Genomic DNA, 21,077 nt, shown 5'->3' on the forward strand with positions numbered 1-21,077 from the left:
CAGGAAAGCATATGGCCGCCATCACGCTTCACATTGCCACACCCGATGATGCGGATGCTGTGACGGAACTGTTTAAAAGGTCCTATGCGACGCTTCTCGTCGATGACTATGCGCCGGATGTTCTTGAACTTGGCATGGCCTTTCTCGCCAGGGCCAATCCGGACCTTCTCGCATCGGGCACCTATTATCTCGCCAAGACCGAAGCGGGCGATGTGGTCGGCGCTGGTGGCTGGACGGCGGTTCGTCCGGGCAGCGATGATGCTGATGTGCAATCGGGGCTGGCCCATGTCCGGCATTTCGCGGTGGACCCGGCTTATGCGCGCATGGGTATTGCCAGCATGTTGTTTGACCGTTGCGTAGAAGATGCCAAGGCGTCTGAGAGTGTAACGCGCTTTGAATGCTATTCCACGCTGAGTGCCAGACGGTTTTATGAATCACGCGGCTTTCGGGTGATTGGCGATTTCGCCGTACCCTTTGCCCCGAATTTCAGCTTTCCGAGCCTGCATATGGTCTGTGATCTGAATTAACCGCGCAGTTTAAGGTCGCGGGGCAGGCGGGTATTGGCATTCACGCGTGCGCGCTGGATTTGCTCGGCAAACAGGCCGCGCGTGCCGCTTAGATCGGCATCACGGAAATCCGCACCCGAAAGATTGGTGCCGCTCAGATCGCAATTGATCATCTGCAGGCCCCGGAAATTGGCGTTCGACAGATCAGACCCCAAAAACACCGTGTTGCGCACCATCGCCTTGTTAAACCGTGCCCCGGTCAAACGGCTTGCCGCCAGATTGGCGTTATCGAGATTGCTTTCAACGAAGTCAGCCGCAATCAGATTGCAACGGCGCAAAACTGCATCCTTGCAATTGGCACGCTGGAAACTGGCAAAGGGAAGGCCACAGCGGCTAAGGTCGATGCCTTCAAGCTCTGCATCGCGCAGATCGGCATGTTCGATGGACATGACTGTGCCTTCGCGCCCGCCGGTATCGACCCAAAGCTTGTGACTGATCAGCGCTTCCTGCAGATCAATTTCAACAAGCTCTTCGTCCTCGACCTCGATGTCCTCTTCAGCTTCGATCTCTTCATCCGGGGTGTCGGATGGTTTGGTCTCGCTCCGTGCGGTCGCCGGGCTTAGTGCCTCACGCGCCGACTGCACGGCTTCAAGGTTCTGCTTGCCGGTTTTCTTGTCGCCGGTACTGGGCGCGCCAACAAGCTCACCATCGCCAAATGTCTGTCCCGTGCCATTCAGGCGCGGTTTGGCATCAGCGAGATCAAGATTGGTCGTCATGCCAACAGCCGGCGATGCCTTTGGCGTACGTGTGCGCGTGATCGGACCAGCACCATCATTTTCAGGTGTCTTGGCAATCGTCGCACTTTCCGGAACTGCGGCCGCCGGAGTTTCAGGTTGTACCTTGCTGGTGGGGTTGTCGGCCGCCGTCGGAGCCGCACTGGCGGTTGGCTTCTTCGCGGGTTTTGATCCGCCCATCTTGGCAAGGTCTTGCGGTCGGGCCGGGCCGAAATAGTTTTCTTCAAACACAAAACGACGCGGCTTTTTCAGGACCGCTTCAATGATCTTGGCAAGGCGTTCGGGGTCGACCGGCTGGCGAAACACGCCTTCGATCCCGGCATCGACCGCATCGCGCATGCCGCGCCGGTCAAGTTTGGGGGCACCCAAAAGGATCGCAACTTCACGCCCATGCGGGTTTTCGTCGGTTGCAGAATCACGAATGGCGCGAATGGTGGAAATGCCGCGAATGCCATCAAGATAAAGACCGATCAACACCAGATCCGGCTTGAGCTCGGAAACCATTTCGACCGTGCGTTCGCGATCGTCACAATCAATGAATTTGCCAAAGCCAAGGGGTTCCACAGCGTTACGCGCTGCGGTGATGTTACGTTCGCTGTAGTCCGCATACAGGATCGTCTTTTTCTTGTTGTCATGGCTCGCCATGATGCGTGATGTCCCCTTTGCTCGCATATTCTGGCCGACCCGGGCCTTTGGGCCCGTGGATCAACATCCGTCAGGGGCCGGCAGGGATGCTAAATGTGCGCCGTCTTCCCGACGCCTCGTCGTTATTGGCATCCTCTGTGCCAATATCGCCGTCACCAACATCATCCCCGCCATCAGATGTCGTCGCTCCCGTGGTGCCGCTATTGCCTGTGCTCGCACCTTCGCCGTCATAGTTGCTCTCGACCATCTCAATGGTGATCTCGACGCGGCGGTTGGTGGCACGGCCTTCCGGGGTGTCATTGCTTTCAATCGGTCGGCTTTCGCCGTAACCCTGGATGACCATGCGGCTTGGATCGGTGCCGTTCTGATCGATCAGGTAGTGTAAAACGGATGTCGCGCGTGCCGCTGACAAGTCCCAGTTTGATATATAGGGAGACGAAGATGAAACCGGAACATTATCGGTGTGCCCGGCAACCTGAATTTCGCCTTCGGTCTGGTTGATGACAGGGGCGACGCGGTTCAGGATGGCGGCAAATTCTTCTGTCATGCCCGATGAACCGGACGGGAAGGCAAGTTCGTTGGGAAAGCGCATGACAACTTCACCGTCAATGCGCTCCAGCCCGACCTGATCCTGAAGACCCATATTATCAAGAACCGTGCTTAGCGTTTCTTCAAGCGCCTCGGCCTTTTCTTCCTTGCTGTCGGTTTCGTTGCTTTCAACTTCCGGCGTTTCGGCCTGCGGGATTTCCGATACCACACGCGGGGTATCAGGTGTTGGCGCTTTAAGCGACTTGCCGACAATCGACCCGTCGAGTTCGATCACGCCGGCCAACTGATCCTGTTGGGAAAAACCGAATGCGGCCTTTACCGACCCGGCAATCTGTTTGTAGCGGATGACATCCATCTCGGCGAATGTCAGCAACAGCACAAACAGGACAAGCAGCAACGACATCAGATCGGCGAACGTCGCCATCCAAGCCGGTGCGCCTGCTGCGGGTTTCTTTGCCATGGCCTATGCCCAGCCTGTTGCCTGTTTGATCGCTGCCCTCATGATCATTCTCCGCCGCCGCCTTCTTCTTCGGCCGGAACGCCGCCCGGAAGATACGGACCCAGGATTTCCTTCATGACCATCGGGCTCTGGCTGGCCTGAATTTGCACGACCGATTCAATGATCAGCTGTTTGGTATTTTTCAGACGATCGACTTTCAAGGCCAGCTTGTCTGCCACCGGAAGCGCAATCAGGTTGGCCAGAACTGCACCGTAAAACGTTGTCAGCATCGCAATCGCCATAGCCGGGCCGATGGCGTCCGGATCGGACAGGTTGGCCAGCATCTGCACCAGACCAACCAGCGTCCCGATCATGCCAAAGGCCGGTGCCGTATCGCCGATACCGCGGAACATCAGTTCGCCAAGCTCGTCATTCTGGATGGATTTTTCCACTTCGCTTGAGATCGAGCTTCTGATCACTTCGCCGCTATGGCCGTCAACGCACATGCGAATGCCGCGCGCCATGATTTCGTTTTCAATCTCGACATTCTCTAAGCCCAGAAGACCGTTCTTGCGAACCAGGCCGGCAAGCTCGATCGCCTTTTCGTAAATCGAAAGAGGGTCTTCCTTCGGGTTCTTGAACGCGATGCCGATCCCGATCTTGAGCGACTTGATCACGTCGCGCATCGGGAATTTGATCAGGGTTGCCGCCGCTGTCCCGCCAAACACCACCATTATCGATGGCACATCGATAAATGAACTCAGGCTGCCGCCCAGCAAAATGGCGCCGAAAATAACGCCCATTCCGGCGATAATGCCAATAAGTGTCGCTATATCCATGTCGGTTTCTGGTATCCGGCTTTAAAACAAATTCTTCAAACGTATTGTCCCGTGGCTGAAAACAATACGCGGCGGGTCACAACTTGATCATTGGTCTGACAACCACACAGATGAAAGTCCCCTGTATGGGCGGCTACCAGATGGAAATGAAACGCGCACTACACTTCTGAAATTGGGGTTGCACATCCCGTTTTCCATATGCTTGCAATAACTTCTTGCTCGTAGAAGTGAAAGACTTCCCACAAACAGTCCCGCCTGATTGTAAAATTACGGCGTTGGAATAGCCAACCCTATACTTTTGGCGTTAAATGTTTGTTGCCAGACTTTTGCGCACTCCTCAACCCCACCTAAGAATAATGTGATCATATTCGTTTGGCAGGATGCTCGGTTTTACACCGGGCGCGCGTGAAAGAACAGGAGTGCAATCCTGACAATTTCTGATGTTTGCAATGTCTTAGCGGGTAAGTTGGACCGAAACTAGCCGAGCTCGAACGACGAAATCCCGAAAATCATATCAAGATCAAGTTCAGGCGCCGGCCCCTTATACATGCGTGCTGTTTCAAATTCCGGCACCATGCCATGTGCGGTCGCCAGATCAACTGCCGCCTGATTGGGTTCGGGCACATCAAGATAGACCTTGCCGCCCTGATCATCGCGGCTTTGCAAAAGCGCGCCAAACAGGATTTCGGCATCCTTGGCATTCGGGGCGAAAAGCGGGCCGACCTTGTGGCCTTCCTGACAGGGGCGGATCACGCCATAGGCACGCAGTCCCATCGGCCCCTTAATGGCAAGTGCCGTATGCTTTTCATTGCCGATCCAGCCACGCAGGAATTCGATCCGGCTTTCAGGGAACAGCTTGCAGGTCTGCTCGAACGCATCGACAATCGCGATATCGTTGACCTCAAGGGTGAACAGATCATCCGGGGTTTTGACATTGGCCGTGACGACACCACCATAGCGCACATTGCGATGGGCAAATTCAAAACCGGATTTGCGATAATTTTCCTGCTGATCAACGACACCATCAAGACCAATGGTCTTCAGCACACTGTCCTCAAGCACCGTCTGCCACAGGCGATAGCCAAGACCGGAACCGCGACGGTCCGGACGGCAGATATAAAATCCGACAAACCCGAAATCCGAGCTGTACTGAACCGCCGAGATCGCGGCGACCAGTCCCTGCTTGTCAAACGCGCCCCAGAAACCATCGGTGTCGGTGTTAAAAAACACCTCTGCATCATTGATGCCGGGGTTCCAGCCCTCTTTGGCGGCCCATTCAACGGCCAGGGGAAACTCGAATGATTTAAGACGGCGGATTTTGTCAGGCATCGCTTTGTTCAGACTTCCGATGATCAGATGAGTGTTGGGCTTACCGTGCGGGACAGGCAAGCGCATGTGCCAAACATCTATCACGGGCGATGAAAATCAATGATAATTTTTATTGAGAATGCCTATCATTGTTATTATTACGGTGGGTACATTCCATTCGCGCCCCACCATCCGAGAATTTCATGTCCACATCGCTTCTGACGGCCAAGACACGCATCGCACTTTCCGACAGTGCCGCCCTGATCAAACAGGCTGCCGATTTCTATCGCGAACATGATTGCGATGTGACGGGTGATGCGGATTACACGCGCATATCGGTCTCTATCGGCCATATTCAGCTAAGCAGCACTGACACCACGCTTGAGGTCGAGGTGGGCGCAACGACCGAAGTCGATGTCATGCAAATGAAGTCGGCAATCATATCGGTCCTGCAGGGGGCTGTTCCCGATGCCGATCTTGATTGCCGCTGGCAGGGGGCGGGCAAAAGCAATGGCAAGCTGCCCAATTTCTGTGAACTGCGTGTGGGCGAGATCACCGATCTTTCGCCGCATATGCGCCGCTTGCGCCTGCATGCCGATAACCTTGAGGCCTATGACAGCGACAGCATTCATGTGCGGCTTCTGATCCCGCCGCGCGGGCAGGAAAACCCGCAATGGCCGACCTTGGCTGATAACGGCATGCCGGTTTGGCCGAGCGGTGAAAATGCCATTGAACAGCGCGTCTATACGATCCGCGCCATGGACGCCAAGGCCTGCTGGATTGATGTCGATTTCGTCATGCATGGCGATAACGGCCCGGGATCGGCCTTTGCCATGCATGCCAGTGCAGGCGACGTGGTCGCCATGACCGGGCCACTCGGAACGGCATTGCCGGATGCGGACTGGATGCTGTTCGCCGGCGATGAAACAGCACTTCCGGCCATCGGACGTTATCTGGCCGAAATGCCGGATCATGTAACGGGGCACGCCATTATCGAAGTCGGCAGCAAATCCGACGTCATTGCCGTTCCCACCAACAGCCAGATCAAGGTTCAATGGCTGTTTCGCGATGACGCGCAGGCGGTCGAACGCAGCCTGCTTCAGGATGCCATTCGATCGGTTGAACTGCCCGATGCACGTGATCGCGTTTATTGCTGGGCCGGGGTGGAGCAGGCGGATTACAAACCGATCCATGCCTATGGGCGCAAGGAACTCGGTCTTGATCGTGATCGCTGTGTTGCCATGACATTCTGGCGGAAGGCGGGCCGGACGGCCAAGGGTTGATCCACTGGGATCAGTCTACCGAACTGTTGCGACCTATTGATGCAGCTCCGGGGCGAAATGCGCAATCGCGTCATCCAGCGCAATCAGGATTTCCGCAATGAGCGGGTTGGTTGCCTGATCGGTATCACGGCGCAATTCGGTAATAGCGCGGATCAGTTCGCGGTTGGTCGGATTGACAGCTGTTGCAATTGATTTGGCACGCTGGCTGATCATCGCGCGGACGGTATTGAAGGCGGCTATTTCCACCTTGGCATCAATTGGCGCCCTTTCTTCAAGGGCACGCTTAAGCGACAAACCCGTCATGTGACTGGGCTCGGCCATCAGGGTGGCGGTGATCATCCTGAATGCGATGATGTCTGTGGCCAGTTGATCGCGATTTTGCGCGCTTGCCAGTTCCTCAAACGCAAACAGATCGGCCTGATGCTCATCCTGATGGTCTTTGAGCACGTCACCACCGAAATGATCCGGTTGGCAATGGCGCACTTCATGAAAAATCAGCCAGCGAAAGGGCAGATCCGCCGTGCTGGCATAGGTCAGGTTTGAGCCAAACCAGTTGCGCATCAGTTCGGCAAAGACTTCGGTCTTGCTTTCCGGTGTGAGTTTGGCCGGGACAAAAATCCGGCAAGTCGCCAGCGCGGCATTGCCCTTCCGGCCAGTCAACGTAAACGGGGATCGCGGCAGTTTGGCAAAGGTCTGATCCGGGTTCTTGATATTGCCAAGGCCGAGTGCCGCGTTGATCTTGCTCAGGAAATCCTCACGCCCCTCAAACACGATCAGTTCGATGTCCCCGAACTGACGAAGCTCGGTCGCCAATTGTTCTGTCTGGGCATGGCTTGCTGCCCCACCGGTTAGAACCAGTATGGCAATCAGACATATCTGTTTAAGGCTGTTTCGCGCGGAACCACTCATCGCCTTACTATGCCGGTACTCGGGCAGGCGTGCCAGATCAAACAATCAGGCTTCGGCGTGCTGGCCAGTGCGTTTGCGTTGCGGACCAAACAGGCAGGTCAGGATCAGGATGACACCGGAAACCGTTGCAATCATGCCAGCCGCACTGACCGCATAGGGTGACCCGAACCAGCCCGGGCCGTATCCGGCAAAGACATACCCCAGAACAGCCGAAATGGTGGCAAAGACAACCGACCACCCGACCTGACGGGCAAGCTGGTTGGTCATCAGCCGCGCACTGGCAGGCGGGCAAACAAACATCGCGATCACAATGATCGATCCGACTGCATCAAAGGCGGCCACAGCCGCAACGGCGGTGGCAACCACCAATGCAAAGCCAAGGGCGCGGGTGCGAATGCCAATCGCACCGGCAAAGGCGGCATCAAAGGTCGAGATTTTCAGTTCTTTCCAGAACAGGAAAATGAACAGGGCAATGCCCACCAGAACGATTGCCAAACGGGGCAATTGCGGGGGCAGGGTGGTAAGGGCTGTGGGATCAAGAAGCGATCCCCAACCTTCGGCATCAAACCAGATCAGGCTTTCAAGATTACCGAGCAGCGCATGCTGCACATCGATATGCACCGAACTGGTATCGGTGATTTCAAGGAACAGAACGCCCGCGGCAAAAAGGGTTGTGAAGACTAGCCCCATGGCAGCACCCGGTTCAACCCGGCCGAGCCGTTTGACGATTTCGATCATGATCACCGCGACTATGGCGGCGGCACCTGCACCGATCATCATTGGCACGGCGGTAATCGTACCGGTCACCAGAAAGGCCGCAACAATACCGGGCAGAACCACATGACTGATGGCATCGCCAATCAGGGCCTGACGGCGCAGCAACAGGAAGTTTCCCGGAAGCGCACAGGCAATGGCGGCCAGCGTACCAATCACTATTGGCGTCAGGCTGAGTTGGACAAATTCCGCACCAAGGGCTGTGATCAGATCATCGATCATGTCGTTGCTCCTTGCGGGGCTTGTGCGTTTTGCGCGCTCAGGATCATGCGATCGATCTCTGCGATCTGATCGGGTGTCATCATCCGTTCGATCGGGGTCAGTCCGTCATAACGTTCAACGGCGGAATCATCAGGCAGCATCCGGCGCGCCATCGCCCAGCGGGCTTCATCACGCGCAGCCTTTTCCGCGGCAATCCGGCCACGTGCAGTGGCAACCCCGTCAGCGCGGATCATTCCGGCACGGCGCAGGATCCGAATGGTCAGCCCGTCATAAATCGGTTCACGGCGTGCGAGTGACAGCAAGCCCTGTCGGCGATGCACGCGCCGCTGGAACCGCTGATGACGCAGGGCCGATGCCAACCCGCCGCGCAACGGCGAGAACAAAGCGGATATCAAAAAGAAACCAAAGGCGACCAGAACAATGATCGGCCCGGTTGGGAGTGATGCTTCGGCGGCGGATAACACCGCACCGATATAGCCCGAAAGCCCACCAATAACCGCAGCAATGCCGATCATCTTGCCGACCTGGTTGGTCCAGAAACGCGCAGCCACCGGCGGAATAATCAAAAGCGCGACAATCAGGATAAGCCCAACAATCTTAAGACCAATCACCGTGACAATCAGGGCAAGCCCCATCATGGCAAGGTCGATATTGCGCACATTAACCCCGGTGGTCGCGGCATATTCCGGATCAAACGCCACCAGTGTCATCGGACGACGCAGCAGGAAGACAAATGCCGCGGCCAGTGCACCGGCGATCGCGATCGTGGTGGCCTCTGAAATCAGCATGCCTGCGGTGGAGCCGAGCAGGAAGTTCTCAAGCCCGGCCTGACGACCTGATGACATGGTCTGGATCACGGTCAACAGCACGATGCCAAATCCGAAAAACACCGACAGGACCGCGCCAATCGCGGCATCCTCGGTCAGGCGGGTTTTGCGCGTGATCCATTCGACCATCAAAAGCCCGATGGCCGATGAAATCGCCGATCCCAGGATAAGCCCCGGCAACCAGCGCCCGTCACTGCCAAACGCCACCATGATGATAAAGGCAAGGCCGACACCGGGCAGGGTGGCGTGACTGATCGCATCGGAAACAAGCGCGCGTTTGCGCAGGAAAATAAACGCCCCGGCACTGCCCGCCGACAGGCCAAGCAGTCCTGCACCAATGGCAACCAGCGCGCTGTTATAGCCCGCCTGCAGGAAAAGGGCGCTTATGAAATAATCAACAAACCCCATGCGCGTTAAGCCAGATGCAGTTCATCGATATGGGTCGCGGCAAGCCGCCCGCCATAGGTTTCCTGAAGGTTCTCGGCCGTGAAGGTCGTATCCACCGGGCCTTCGGCAATACGCCGAACATTGATCAAAAGCACCCGATCAAAATATTCCGCCACGGTCGAAAGATCATGATGCACGCAGACCACCGTGCGGCCCTCGGCCTTAAGCTCTTTCAGCACGGACACAATCGCGCGCTCGGTCGCGGCGTCAACACCGGCAAACGGTTCGTCCAGCAAATAGAATTCGGCATTCTGCGCAAGTGCGCGGGCCAGAAATACACGCTGCTGCTGGCCACCTGAAAGCTGACCGATCTGGCGGTCGGCGAAATCAGCCATGCCAACACGTTTCAGGCAGTCCATTGCCTGCTCACGATGGCGCGCCCGCCACAGGCGAAACAGCCCGACTGATCCGTAAAGCCCCATCAGGACGACATCAATCACGCGTGCGGGGAAATCCCAATCAACACTGGCGCGCTGCGGGACATAGGCAACGCGATCGCGTGCATCTTCAAACAGCTTGCCAAAAATGCGCACTTCACCGGAAAGGCGCGGCACAACACCAAGTGTGCCTTTAAGGAAGGTCGACTTGCCTGCACCATTCGGGCCGATGATTGCTGTCATCGAACCTGCCGGGATCGATGCATCAACGGAAAACACAGCTGGCTTATTGCCATAAGACACGGTCAGACCCCGTACGGTCAGCGGCGCATCCTTTGCCGCGACGTCGAGTATCTTGCCTGACTCTGCAACCAGTTTGGCGCTGCTCATGGGGATCGTCCTGTTTCGTTTTACGTCGTGTGTTTCGTCGTTTGGCTTAAATCCAACCAGCCTTACGAACCGGCGGCAAGCTTGCCCTGAAAGCCGCCTTCGGGCGCGTCGCCGCCAAGGGCGCGGGTGATCAGTGTCGCGTTATGATCGATCATGCCGATATAGGTGCCTTCATAGGTGCCCGGATCGCCCATGGCATCGGAATAAAGCGTACCACCAATGGTGACCTTCTGACCACGGGCCTCTGCCCCTTCGATCAGGGCGCGGACATTACGCTCAGGGACGGAACTTTCAACAAATACCGCCGAAATCTTGCGATCAACGATGGTGTCTACCAGTTCCTCTACCCGGCGCAGGCCGGCCTCTGATTCTGTTGAAATGCCCTGAATGCCCAGCACGTCAAAATCATAGCCGCGCCCGAAATAGCTAAAGGCATCATGTGCGGTCAACAGCACGCGGCTTTGCTTGGGTACGGTCGCCGTAACCGTTGTCATATAGTCGATCAGCTTTTCGATCTCGGCAACATGGGCATCGGCATTGGCACTGTAGGTGGCCTCACCTTCGGGATCGGTCGCAATCAGCGCATCGCGCACGGCATAAACCACCGTTTCCCAAAGCTTCGGGTCCATCCAGACATGCGGGTCGAACCGGCCGTCATAGTCGGCATGGCTCAAAAGCTTGTCACGCGCGACAGCCTCGCCAACCGCAACCACATTGCGGCGTTTGCCAAGATCCCCAAAGAACTCTTCGAGCTGCGCTTCAAGATAAAGCCCGTGCCACAGCACAAGGTCAGCCCGCGCCATGGCGGCGATGTCGCTTCGGGTCTGACGATAGGAATGCGGATCCACACCCGGCCCCATCAGCGCCTTGACCTCTGCGCGATCACCGGCAACCTGGCGGGCGGCATCAGCAATCATCGATGTGGTCGCAACCACATTCAGCGGTTTTGCATGCGACATGCTCGTGCCGGCAATCACTGCTACGGCAAGCAGGGCAAGGCAAAAGGCAAGATGGCGGAGGGTGGAGAAAAGCAGCATCAGGGCATCCGGCAGCAAATTGGAATTACTCTGGTGAATATCCCCTATTTATGTGCGGACTTTTAAAGTTAGTCAAGGCTAAATTGCTATTTGCGAACTTACTTGTTATGAAGGTTTCAGGAGTCTGGAGTGGAGAGATCAATGGGCGAAGATACGCCGCTGAACCCGCGTCATAACAAGGCCGAAGTGTTCGCACGCTTGCGCGACGCGCATGCCCGTGAAGTGACCGAAGATTACGTCGAAATGATCGGCGACCTGATCGCCGAAGAAGGCGAAGCGCGTTCGGTCGCCCTAGCCGAACGCTTTGGTGTAACGGCGGCCACAGTCAATAACACGATCAAACGGCTCGAGCGCGACGGCTATGTGACTTCGCGCCCCTACCGCTCAATCTTCCTCACCGAAAAAGGCGAAACCCTTGCCAAAAAATGTCGCGAACGCCACCAGATCGTCTATAACTTCCTCGTCTCCATCGGTGTAGATCCGGAGATCGCCGAGTTCGATGCCGAGGGTATAGAGCATCACGTGAGTGAGGAGACTTTGAGGGTATTTGCTGCGGCAGCAATATCCTGAGGGCATCTCAAAATTCGCAAATGGTGTGCGAAAGTGCTCTGACTTGGCCCGTGCTCGTTTGTCTAAGGTTTTTCTTTGGGAAGATGGCGGAGAGGGTGGGATTCGAACCCACGGTACTATTGCTAGTACAACGGTTTTCGAGACCGCCCCGTTCGACCACTCCGGCACCTCTCCGCATGTGTGGTCTTGGCGTTCGAGGCGGTGTTTACCGGGATGAGCGCGAGATTGCAAGAGGGAAATCTCAAATTTCGTGGACTCTTTTGCTTGTGCTTTTGTGGGTGCTTTCCGGGCTCGGCGTCGGGCCGGTTTCGTAACGGGGCTGCGCATGGGCTAAATCTGCGGCTTTGGCATGCACGCTTGGGCGGCGGGAAAGGTCACTCTGTAGTTGACTCTCGCGGTCAAAAGCGGTAATTTACCCGTTCTTCGCAGCGGTTCGGTATCTGTTAGCAGCGGCACCGAGCTGCGCGTTTGTGTTTCCAGAATGTTTTTCAGGAACTTTTAGATGTACGCAATCATCAAAACTGGCGGCAAACAGTATAAAGTTGCTGCCAACGACGTTATCAAAGTCGAAAAGATCGCTGCCCAGGCCGGTGATACCGTGAAACTTGAAGAAGTTCTCATGGTTGCTGGCGACGGTGCGCCGAAGGTTGGTGCTCCGTTGGTCAAAGGTGCTTCTGTTACCGCAGAAGTTCTCGAGCAGGCCAAGGGCGACAAGGTGATCGTTTTCAAGAAAAAGCGCCGGCATAACTACCGTCGCAAAAATGGTCATCGCCAGAACCTGACTGTTCTGCGCATCAAGGACATCAAAGCCTGATTTATCAGGTCAAGATGCAGTTTTAGGAGAGTTTCATGGCTCATAAGAAAGCTGGTGGTAGTTCGCGCAACGGTCGTGACTCCGAAGGTCGCCGTCTCGGCGTTAAAAAATTCGGTGGTCAGGCAGTTGTTGCAGGCAACATCCTCGTTCGTCAGCGTGGCACCAAGTTCCATGCCGGTGACAATGTTGGCCTCGCCAAAGACCACACCCTGTTTGCGACTGTGAACGGTTCTGTCCAGTTCAAGTCGGGCTTCAAGGGTCGTACCTACGTAACCGTCGTTCCGGCCGAGGCGTAAGCCTCCCGTCGGCTGCGCGATACGTAGCAAGATTTTCGAGGGAGGAATGAGCAATCATTCCTCCCTTGTTTTATGTGATATAGAATTTCGGGCCTCGTTGATGCGCGGTGATCGCGCGCCGGGGTGCCAATACAAAATGATAAACGGGTGCGCCCGAAGGACCGGTTATGAAGTTTCTCGATGAAGCCAAGATTTATGTGCGCAGTGGCCGCGGCGGTGCCGGTTCGGTCAGCTTCCGCCGTGAAAAATATATCGAGTATGGCGGACCGGACGGCGGCGATGGCGGCCGGGGTGGTGACATCATTCTTGAGGCGGTCGAAAACCTCAACACCCTGATCGATTTCCGTTATCAGCAGCACTTCAAGGCCGAAGTCGGCATGCATGGCATGGGCCGGCAGCGCACCGGCCGTTCGGGCAAATCCATCACGATCAAGGTCCCGGTCGGAACGCAGGTCCTCGCCGAAGATCGTGAAACCCTGATTGTCGATATGATCGAACCCGGCCAGACCTATATGCTCTGCCGTGGTGGCGATGGCGGGCGCGGTAACACGCATTTCAAGTCCTCGACCAACCAGGCACCGCGTCGTGCCGAAGAAGGCTGGCCGGCAGAGGAAATGTGGGTCTGGCTGCGCCTGAAGCTGATCGCTGATGCCGGGCTTGTAGGCCTGCCCAACGCCGGTAAGTCGACCTTCCTTGCCGCATCGTCGCACGCGCGTCCGAAAATTGCCGACTATCCCTTCACCACCCTGCATCCGCAGCTTGGCGTGGTGAATGTCGATGATCACGAATTCGTTCTGGCCGATATCCCCGGCCTGATCGAAGGCGCATCCGAAGGCAAGGGAATCGGCACCCGTTTCCTTGGCCATATCGAGCGCTGCGAAGTTCTGGTGCATCTGATCGATTGCGCCGAAGAGGATCCGGTCGCGACCTATAAGACGGTCCGCGAGGAGCTCGAAGGCTATGCCGAGGAACTCGTCGAAAAACCCGAAATCGTCGCTCTGTCCAAGGCTGATCAGCTTCTGCCGGAAATGGTCGAGGAACAGCGCGAGATCCTGGAAAAAGGCATCGGCAAAAAGGTTTATACCGTGTCGGGCGCCACCCACGAGGGGCTAAAGGAAATCCATCGCGAGATCCGCGCCTATATTGATGGCGAACGTGAACGTCGCGCCATGGAAGGCCGCGAAGAAGAGGGCTTCCAGCCGTGACAAACCACGCCCTGGCGGATGCAAAGCGCCTGATCATCAAGGTGGGCTCGGCCCTGCTGGTTGATGAACATACCGGCAAGCTGCGTCGTGCCTGGCTGGAAGCACTTGCCGATGACATCGCACTTCTGCGTGAGCGCGGGGTCGAAGTGATCGTGGTTTCAAGTGGCGCGATCGCCCTTGGCCGTCGTTTGCTGGGGCTTGATCACCGAACGATCAGTCTGGCCGACAAACAGGCCGCTGCCGCCACCGGCCAGATCAGCCTGTCCCAAGTCTGGCAGGAGGCGCTTGGCCGCAATGGCCTGACCATGGCGCAGGTGCTGGTGACCCTCGAAGACATGGAAGGCCGCCGGCGGTATCTGAATGCCCGCGGGACGTTGAATGCGCTGCTGGCACGTGGCGCCATTCCGCTGATCAATGAAAACGATACGGTCGCGACCGAGGAAATTCGCTTTGGCGACAATGATCGCCTTGGCGCAAAGGTCGCGCACATGATTTCGGCCGATACGCTGGTGCTGCTCTCAGACATTGATGGTCTTTATACCGCCGATCCGCGCAAGAACCCGGATGCCGATCTGATCCCGGAAGTGCGCGAGCTGACAGCCGAGATTTTTGATATGGCCGGTGTTGCGCCGACCATGTACAGCTCCGGCGGTATGGTGACCAAGCTGCAGGCGGCCGAAATCGCCATGAAGGCCGGCTGCCGCATGATTATCGCGCGCGGCACCATTTATCATCCGCTCAAAGCTCAGCTTGAAGGTGCACCCAATACCGTCTTCCTGCCAAGCGAAAGCCCGCTTGCCGCACGCCGTCACTGGATTGCGACCTCGCTCAAGGCGTCAGGAGCAATCGTTGTCGATGCCGGGGCGGCTAAGGCCATGGCAGCGGGCAAGAACCTCCTGGCGGCCGGAATAACCGGCGTGGATGGCCGTTTCAAGCATGGGGATGCGGTGCGGGTGCTTGGACCCGACGGAGCGCAGATCGCGCGCGGCATTACGGCCTATGGCGCGGAAGAAACCCGTCTTCTGATGGGGCATGCCTCAGGTGACATTGAAGCCACCCTTGGCTTTACACGCGGTAATGCCATCATTCATTCTGATGATCTGGTGCTGACCGAAGGCTGATCGTCTTGCGCGCTGCAACATCACACGACTTTCAAGGGGGCGTTCACGTCCCCTTTTTCGCATCTGCACGATGGTGGTCAGGCACTGCGGTTAAAAAAGGCCGCCCTTCATGTCGAGGGGCAGCCTTTTTTTAATGGTGGCACTATGGTCCGTTAAGCGGACTTAGGCAGCCTGGTCGGCCAGGGCGCGGGCCATCTGGCTCAGTGCTTCCTGGTGTTTTTCGTGCTTGATGCTTGCGAAGTTACGGGCAAGCTCAAGGCACATGCGCTGACGCGCATTGAGTTCGGTTTCCTGATTGCCTTCAAGGCCTTCATAGAAATAGCTTACCGGAACGCCCAGCACCTGGGAGATCTCGTAAAGACGACCAGCAGAGATGCGGTTAATGCCGCGCTCATATTTGTGAGCCTGCTGATAGGTGACGCCAATCAGGTCTGCCATCTGCTGCTGGGAAAGGCCCAGCATGATGCGACGTTCACGGATACGCTGACCAACATAACGGTCAGTGTCTGTCGCGCGGTTTGCGCGTTTCGGTTCTTCGTTTTGAGAGTTCTCAGTCATTTTATAATCCGTTATCAACCGCCAGTTATTAATCCCCACTTCGGATGCTGTCGGGCTTGTTTGTTTTGCCCTCACGTCGACCTTTCAAAGCGCTTCTTTGGCGCCCAGAATTGCTGACGCGTATCTGAACTTTGGTCAGATAATCATTGCAGCTTTCCGCCAGAAGCTAGCTATATAGGTCAATCGAGCTGTCTTTGTCTAGTGCAGAAGGCGAAAAAAAGACGTTCGTTTCTACGCTGTATGGTTTGTGATGCTGTGCATAGCTGGCATGCGCAGTTTGAATGACCGGTGGTTGCAAAAGGTTTTCCTGAGGTAAGACCTGCCCCAAAAGCTGGGTCCAGAATGCTGCGCTGCCCACAAGATCATGGGGTTGCAGCCACGCGCCACCACCCTGCACAATTTTTTCCACAGGCGAAATTTGTGCAAGTTGCTCGATCCCGATCCCGGCAGGACCATCGGTTCCACTGCTCGCAGTCTCGGTCCTGCGGGCCGGGAGCATGGAAATCGGTGTGATCGCGGTCATATGTTTTTCGGTCTATTGGGTCATTGTTGCCTGCGTATTTCGGGACTCCGTGGTTTTGGGCATGGTTCATGGCATTCACCCGGCAAAAATTGCCGCCTTTCGGCGGTGCCGGGCGTTCGAAAAGAGTTAACGAAAAGTTTATGCAGGATTAATGCCGAACGGGCAGGGCATCATTTGCCCGATATTTGCCCAGATCCCCGCGTTTGTCATCGGCCATGAAAAAAGGCGAAGCGCATAAAGCAGCTTCGCCTTTTTGTCAGTACAGCCCGGGATATGGCCGGGATGTCTTATTTGTCGGACTTGCCACCGGCAAGATTGTTAAGCTGTGCCTGCATGGCTTCAAGCTGGCTTTTGAGCTCATCCAATGAGGCATCCGATTTTGCGCCACCGGGTGCGGTCGGCTTTTTCGGGCCGTCGCCGGTCGGCTCGCCATTTTCGTCCTGCATGAAGGGCGAGAACATTTTCATCGTCTGTTCAAACAGCGCGATGTTCTGTTTGTTCATTTCCTCGAACTGGCCGAACGGGAACATGCCCTGCATCGTGCCCTGCATATATTCGCGCATCTGTTCCTGATTATGGCCAAAGGCGCGCATTGCCTGTTCAAGATAGCTCGGCACCAGCCCCTGAAGGCTGTCGCCATAGAAGCCGATCAATTGGCGAAGGAAGCTGATCGGCAGAAGGTTCTGCCCCTTGTTTTCTTCCTCGACGATAATCTGGGTAAGGACCGGACGGGTGATGTCTTCGCCCGATTTCGCGTCATAGACAACAAAGTCGGTATTGTCTTTGACCATCTGCGAAAGGTGATCAAGCGTCACATAGGAACTGGTCGCCGTGTTATAGAGGCGGCGGTTCGCATATTTCTTGATAACGATGCGGTCCTGATCATCTGATTTCTTGGTGGTCATGGCGTCTTTCCTGCTTCCCTGTTTCCCGGACGTATGTCTGGCGAACCTTCGGTGGTGTCTTTCCACCTGCTTTGCGCCCCGTAAATTTTTACGATGTTGCGCAGCATTTTCCATTTTGCATTCGCACAGAAGACCAAGAGAGTGCCGCGAATTTTCCAATGTGTCCAGTATTCAACGCGAAGTGCAGTGCGAAAAACAACTTTAGGGTCTGAACCCAGCTAAATGATTAAAATGGCATCAGAACAATCAAGAGATGCTAGGAAATCGCCGCAGTGCGGGGTAATCCCCGCGCAAGGGGATTGACGAAGCAGATCGCAGATTGTCCGGATGTCCTTCGGATCGGAGGCATTTGCACGGGCTATTGCGTCGCTTTACCTTGAAAGGCAGAGAGCCTTTCAAGGTAAAGCTCCTGATATCCGCACAAATGCCTCGCGACCATTTTAACCATTTAGCTGGGTTCAGACCCTAGATAAGGTTTGCTGCAACACGGCAAGGGAATTCGTTTTCCTGCGCGCGTCAACATTCTATAGTGATCATCAAGATAAATGCTTTGCATCAGGGAACGATAAAGGTGTCGCCGATGGCCCAAGGTAAGAACGGCGAAAAGAGCGGTGCGAACAAAGCACCCGCCCCATCACAAACGTCTGAGACCGCATCATCCGACCCGGATGACGAACGGCTCGACCAGCTTGCGCAGAAGTTTCTTGAACTCTGGCGTGAACAGGTCGCGGCAACCGCAGACGGCGCACATGCCGCAAGCGCCATCGGGCGTCTTTATGCGTCCCTTGGTGCTGATACCACCCGCATGGGCGAGGGGTTTGAAGCCTGGGGCAAGCTGATCGGTCAGATGGCAATGGGCCAACACCCGGCTGCCGGGATGTCAAACCCGATGGGCGATGCGATGGCCGCAGCCAACCCGCTGCAGGCCATGATGGATCAGATGGCAAAGGCCGCACGTGAATTGCCAGCATCTCCCTTTGCCGGCATGCCGTTTGCGCCTGATATGTCGGCGATGGCGGGCATGGCCGGGATGACGCCAAAGCCCGAAACCACAAAAACATCTGACAAAGACGGCGTGGACACACCCGCCGCCAGTGAAGCCAGCAAGACTTCCAAAACCAAACGTGCTGCAAAAAATGCTGCAAAGGGGCAGGGGAAGAATGATCAGTCCGCCAAAACAAAAGCCGCTTCCGCCAAAACGCGAAAATCAGAAGCGGGCGGGGCCAAGGCCGCTTCCGATGCACATGGCAGTCGAGATGACGAGCTGGCTCAGCTCGCGCGCCGCATTACCGATCTTTCTGAAACAATTGCTGCCCTGGAAGCCGGAACTGAAGGATCAGGCGGAAAGTCTTCTGACGGAACTTGAAGCCTATCATCCGGACGATGTCGCCCAGGCGCTCGATCGTGTCGCCTTTGATCGCCACGCAGGATTCCATGACGGCGTGCGGTCTTATCAGCGCCATCCCTATCGCCGCCCGCGCGATCAGGACCGTGAAGATTTGCCGATATTCTGGGAAGAAGGATCAACCCGGGTTTACGATTATGGCCCGACCGCTGGCGACAAGGCCGCCGAGGATGGCGAGGTCGTGCTTCTGGTACCCTCACTGGTCAATCGCGGCTACATCCTTGATCTCAATGAAAAGCGCAGCTTTGCGCGCTATCTCGCGAAATCTGGCTATCGCCCGCTTCTGGTCGAGTGGGGCTATCCCGGCATGGACGAGGCCAATTTTGGCCTTGATGATTATGTTGCCGGTCGGTTGGTGACGATTCTTCAGGACGTGGCCGATATCAATGGCGGGCCTGTGCCGGTGGTCGGCTATTGCATGGGCGGGGTTCTGGCCCTTGCCGCAACGCTTCTCGATCCGGCACAGGTGTCAAAGCTTGTTCTGCTGGCAACGCCCTGGGACTTCATGGCGGCTGGCCCGACCCAGTCGCGCATTGCGGCGGCCTTCGCGCCGTCCCTGCCACAGATGCTGGCGATCCATGACACACTGCCAGTCGATGTGTTGCAAAGCCTGTTTGCCAGCCTTGATCCCTTCATGATCGGTGAAAAGTTCCGTCGTTTTCAGGCGATGGCAATGGATTCTGCCAAGGCCCACGATTTTGTGGCCCTTGAAGACTGGCTGAATGATGGGGTGCCATTGCCACGCCGTGTTGCGGTCGATTGCCTGATCGGCTGGTATGTCGAAAACCGCCCGGCTAAGGGGCAGTGGCAGATTGATGGCATTGATATCAATCCGGCCGATTTGTCCTGCCCGGTGCTGACGGTGATCCCGGAAAATGATCGCATCGTCCCGCCCGAAAGCGCGCAGGCCCTGTTTGAAGCCTGCCCCGAAGACATGCGTGAGGAACTTCATCCCTCTGCCGGGCATATCGGCATGATGGTCGGATCACGCGCGGAAAAATCCACTTGGAAGCCAGTTGCCGACTGGCTGGCGAAAAAGGATTAGCCGTCTTCCGCCTACTCCGCATGCTCGGTGGCAAGTTGCGTACGCTCTGGCGCCCAGCGCAGAGTCAGGCGCGCCAGAAGCGCAATGATGATCAGGGTCAGGATCACCCGCCCGACCAAAACCACCCAGATATCGGCACCCAGTGCCAGCATGATTGCTGTATCCTCGATCAGCGAATGCGATAGCGACAACCAGCTGAGCGACAGGAAAAGTGTCCGTGGCGGATAGTTGTTCTTGCGCGCCTCATCAATGATCAGCGCCCCGCCATAGGTAATGCCAAGCAACACGCCAATCGTGGTTACCGGCGCCACATCGCGCGAGATTCCCGAAATACGCAGCATCGGCATCATCGCCTGTGTGATGCGGGCGGTAATCCCGGTTTTCTCAAGGATATCCAGCAGAACCAGCAATCCGACAATCACGCCAAAGGTCACCACAAGTGATTTGACCATCTGGATTGACCAGTCGATCCAGCCAGCCAAACCACTGGCGACCATCGCGGTATCCCCGCCGACCATCCAGGAAAAATCAACCGGTTCGGACAGCCAGCCGGTCATGTCACTGACCCAGGTCACCAACGCGCCATAGGCAATCGCCGCCCCCACCCGAAGGGCTGTGGTCGCCCAGAAACTCGCCCCGGCGCGTTTGACAATCGCCTGTTCGACCGGAAGCCCGTGGGCAAACAGCATCATCGCGCACAGCGCACTTAACTGTGCCGCTGTCATATCAAGATGGGCCGCCAGCCCAACAAAGGCACCAACCGCGCCATACATGCTGACCAAAACACACGTCGCCCAAATCAACCCGGCTTCTGGCGGTAGACCGATCAGCGCCATCACGGGCGTCAGCCAGCCGGACACCAGCTCGACCGCGCCAAATTCTTCGGCAATCCGCACAATCACCATCACCGGTACCATCACCTTGATCAGGGTGATGAACAGCTTCTGGCTGCGGTTGATCAGGTCAAAGGCATAGCGATGCATGGGGCGGCAATCCGTCTTTGGTGTTTGGGGCGCGTCCGACCTGTTGGCCAATCACAGCAACCTCTAACGTTGCTGCACAAGTCTGTCGAGGAGCGCGATCATGCCACGGGTTGTTGATTTTCGTGCAGCGTATTTGTGCATCTTCGTGCAATATGGCAGCGTTATATTGCCAAATGACGCTGTGGAGTTGCGCAAAGTGCCCGGGCTGGATCAGATCGATACCAAAATCCTGCGCCAATTACAGGTGTCAGGGTTCAGGGATGTTGAGAATACTACTAATTGAACCCCTTTTCGCACAAACTTTGA

General features: G+C 56.4%; 23 protein-coding genes and 1 tRNA gene. 10 read left to right on the plus strand and 14 right to left on the minus strand.

Annotated features, from left to right (window positions below):
• The first annotated feature begins 11 nt into the window (after nucleotides 1–11).
• Complete coding sequence (locus tag UF64_RS06225; protein WP_044827753.1) at nucleotides 12–527, plus strand: GNAT family N-acetyltransferase; 516 nt, start codon at nucleotides 12–14, stop codon at nucleotides 525–527.
• Here the strand turns inward: UF64_RS06225 and UF64_RS19620 are convergent.
• From UF64_RS19620 to UF64_RS06245, 4 genes are all read right to left on the minus strand, one after another.
• Nucleotides 524–1,945 (minus strand): pentapeptide repeat-containing protein, encoded by a 1,422-nt coding sequence (locus tag UF64_RS19620; protein ID WP_052657469.1) that lies wholly within the window; start codon nucleotides 1,943–1,945, stop codon nucleotides 524–526. The two genes, UF64_RS06225 and UF64_RS19620, sit on opposite strands and share 4 nt — an antisense overlap.
• A gap of 70 nt (nucleotides 1,946–2,015) precedes the next feature.
• Nucleotides 2,016–2,954, minus strand: a complete 939-nt coding sequence (locus tag UF64_RS06235; protein WP_082049571.1) for an OmpA family protein — start codon at nucleotides 2,952–2,954, stop codon at nucleotides 2,016–2,018.
• Nucleotides 2,955–2,998: 44 nt separating this feature from the next.
• Complete coding sequence (locus tag UF64_RS06240) at nucleotides 2,999–3,772, minus strand: motility protein A (RefSeq protein WP_044827754.1); 774 nt, start codon at nucleotides 3,770–3,772, stop codon at nucleotides 2,999–3,001.
• Between the two features lie 477 nt (nucleotides 3,773–4,249).
• Nucleotides 4,250–5,101: a GNAT family N-acetyltransferase gene (locus UF64_RS06245; protein WP_044828198.1), complete on the minus strand. Its 852-nt coding sequence runs from the start codon at nucleotides 5,099–5,101 to the stop codon at nucleotides 4,250–4,252.
• Between the two features lie 182 nt (nucleotides 5,102–5,283).
• On the opposite strand from UF64_RS06245, the gene UF64_RS06250 reads away from it, so the two are divergent.
• Nucleotides 5,284–6,363, plus strand: coding sequence for a siderophore-interacting protein (locus UF64_RS06250; RefSeq protein WP_044827755.1), 1,080 nt, complete (start codon nucleotides 5,284–5,286; stop codon nucleotides 6,361–6,363).
• Between the two features lie 33 nt (nucleotides 6,364–6,396).
• On the opposite strand, the gene UF64_RS06255 is transcribed toward UF64_RS06250, so the two are convergent.
• The 5 genes from UF64_RS06255 to UF64_RS06275 form a co-directional block, all read right to left on the minus strand.
• Complete coding sequence (locus UF64_RS06255; protein ID WP_044827756.1) at nucleotides 6,397–7,272, minus strand: hypothetical protein; 876 nt, start codon at nucleotides 7,270–7,272, stop codon at nucleotides 6,397–6,399.
• 45 nt (nucleotides 7,273–7,317) lie between these two features.
• Nucleotides 7,318–8,268 carry a metal ABC transporter permease gene (locus tag UF64_RS06260; protein ID WP_044827757.1) on the minus strand — a complete coding sequence of 317 codons (951 nt, stop codon included), beginning with the start codon at nucleotides 8,266–8,268 and terminating at the stop codon, nucleotides 7,318–7,320.
• Nucleotides 8,265–9,503 (minus strand): metal ABC transporter permease, encoded by a 1,239-nt coding sequence (locus UF64_RS06265; protein WP_044827758.1) that lies wholly within the window; start codon nucleotides 9,501–9,503, stop codon nucleotides 8,265–8,267. Before UF64_RS06265 ends, UF64_RS06260 begins: the two co-directional genes overlap by 4 nt.
• Nucleotides 9,504–9,508: 5 nt before the next feature.
• Nucleotides 9,509–10,309 carry a metal ABC transporter ATP-binding protein gene (locus UF64_RS06270; RefSeq protein WP_044827759.1) on the minus strand — a complete coding sequence of 267 codons (801 nt, stop codon included), beginning with the start codon at nucleotides 10,307–10,309 and terminating at the stop codon, nucleotides 9,509–9,511.
• Nucleotides 10,310–10,371: 62 nt separating this feature from the next.
• Complete coding sequence (locus tag UF64_RS06275; protein WP_044828199.1) at nucleotides 10,372–11,346, minus strand: metal ABC transporter solute-binding protein, Zn/Mn family; 975 nt, start codon at nucleotides 11,344–11,346, stop codon at nucleotides 10,372–10,374.
• A gap of 141 nt (nucleotides 11,347–11,487) precedes the next feature.
• Here UF64_RS06275 and mntR point away from each other — a divergent pair, with 141 nt between their 5' ends.
• Nucleotides 11,488–11,916, plus strand: coding sequence for a manganese-binding transcriptional regulator MntR (gene mntR / locus UF64_RS06280; protein WP_044827760.1), 429 nt, complete (start codon nucleotides 11,488–11,490; stop codon nucleotides 11,914–11,916).
• An 84-nt stretch (nucleotides 11,917–12,000) separates the two neighbouring features.
• Here mntR and UF64_RS06285 read toward each other — a convergent pair.
• A tRNA-Ser gene (locus tag UF64_RS06285) sits at nucleotides 12,001–12,090 on the minus strand.
• 328 nt (nucleotides 12,091–12,418) lie between these two features.
• On the opposite strand from UF64_RS06285, the gene rplU reads away from it, so the two are divergent.
• The 4 genes from rplU (at nucleotide 12,419) to proB (ending at nucleotide 15,352) form a co-directional block, all read left to right on the plus strand.
• The gene (rplU, locus tag UF64_RS06290) at nucleotides 12,419–12,730 is read left to right on the plus strand and encodes a 50S ribosomal protein L21 (protein WP_008889408.1); all 312 of its coding nucleotides are present in this window, start codon (nucleotides 12,419–12,421) and stop codon (nucleotides 12,728–12,730) included.
• Between the two features lie 35 nt (nucleotides 12,731–12,765).
• Entirely contained in the window at nucleotides 12,766–13,026 is a 261-nt protein-coding gene (gene rpmA, locus UF64_RS06295; RefSeq protein ID WP_008889409.1) for a 50S ribosomal protein L27, read from the plus strand.
• Nucleotides 13,027–13,193: 167 nt separating this feature from the next.
• The gene (obgE, locus tag UF64_RS06300) at nucleotides 13,194–14,231 is read left to right on the plus strand and encodes a GTPase ObgE (RefSeq protein WP_044827761.1); all 1,038 of its coding nucleotides are present in this window, start codon (nucleotides 13,194–13,196) and stop codon (nucleotides 14,229–14,231) included.
• Nucleotides 14,228–15,352, plus strand: coding sequence for a glutamate 5-kinase (proB, locus tag UF64_RS06305; protein ID WP_044827762.1), 1,125 nt, complete (start codon nucleotides 14,228–14,230; stop codon nucleotides 15,350–15,352). Before obgE ends, proB begins: the two co-directional genes overlap by 4 nt.
• A 162-nt stretch (nucleotides 15,353–15,514) precedes the next feature.
• Here the strand turns inward: proB and UF64_RS06310 are convergent, their stop codons facing one another.
• The 3 genes from UF64_RS06310 to phaR form a co-directional block, all read right to left on the minus strand.
• Complete coding sequence (locus UF64_RS06310) at nucleotides 15,515–15,910, minus strand: helix-turn-helix domain-containing protein (protein WP_044827763.1); 396 nt, start codon at nucleotides 15,908–15,910, stop codon at nucleotides 15,515–15,517.
• 166 nt (nucleotides 15,911–16,076) lie between these two features.
• Nucleotides 16,077–16,433, minus strand: a complete 357-nt coding sequence (locus UF64_RS06315; protein ID WP_152630619.1) for a hypothetical protein — start codon at nucleotides 16,431–16,433, stop codon at nucleotides 16,077–16,079.
• 287 nt (nucleotides 16,434–16,720) lie between these two features.
• Nucleotides 16,721–17,338, minus strand: coding sequence for a polyhydroxyalkanoate synthesis repressor PhaR (gene phaR, locus UF64_RS06320; protein WP_044827765.1), 618 nt, complete (start codon nucleotides 17,336–17,338; stop codon nucleotides 16,721–16,723).
• A gap of 580 nt (nucleotides 17,339–17,918) precedes the next feature.
• Between phaR and UF64_RS19625 the strand changes: the two genes are divergently transcribed.
• Together UF64_RS19625 and UF64_RS06325 are read left to right on the plus strand one after the other, a co-directional pair.
• Nucleotides 17,919–18,704 (plus strand): hypothetical protein, encoded by a 786-nt coding sequence (locus tag UF64_RS19625; RefSeq protein ID WP_052657470.1) that lies wholly within the window; start codon nucleotides 17,919–17,921, stop codon nucleotides 18,702–18,704.
• Nucleotides 18,595–19,788, plus strand: a complete 1,194-nt coding sequence (locus UF64_RS06325; protein WP_235284982.1) for an alpha/beta fold hydrolase — start codon at nucleotides 18,595–18,597, stop codon at nucleotides 19,786–19,788. The genes UF64_RS19625 and UF64_RS06325 overlap by 110 nt, the downstream gene beginning before the upstream one ends.
• A gap of 11 nt (nucleotides 19,789–19,799) precedes the next feature.
• Here UF64_RS06325 and UF64_RS06330 read toward each other — a convergent pair whose 3' ends face one another.
• Complete coding sequence (locus tag UF64_RS06330; protein ID WP_044827767.1) at nucleotides 19,800–20,771, minus strand: nucleoside recognition domain-containing protein; 972 nt, start codon at nucleotides 20,769–20,771, stop codon at nucleotides 19,800–19,802.
• A gap of 100 nt (nucleotides 20,772–20,871) precedes the next feature.
• Here UF64_RS06330 and UF64_RS20140 point away from each other — a divergent pair, with 100 nt between their 5' ends.
• On the plus strand, nucleotides 20,872–21,054 hold the full coding sequence (locus UF64_RS20140) for a hypothetical protein (RefSeq protein WP_152630620.1): 183 nt from the start codon (nucleotides 20,872–20,874) through the stop codon (nucleotides 21,052–21,054).
• The last annotated feature ends 23 nt before the right edge of the window (nucleotides 21,055–21,077 follow it).

The organism is Thalassospira sp. HJ, assembly GCF_000948415.1.
Taxonomy (GTDB): domain Bacteria; phylum Pseudomonadota; class Alphaproteobacteria; order Rhodospirillales; family Thalassospiraceae; genus Thalassospira.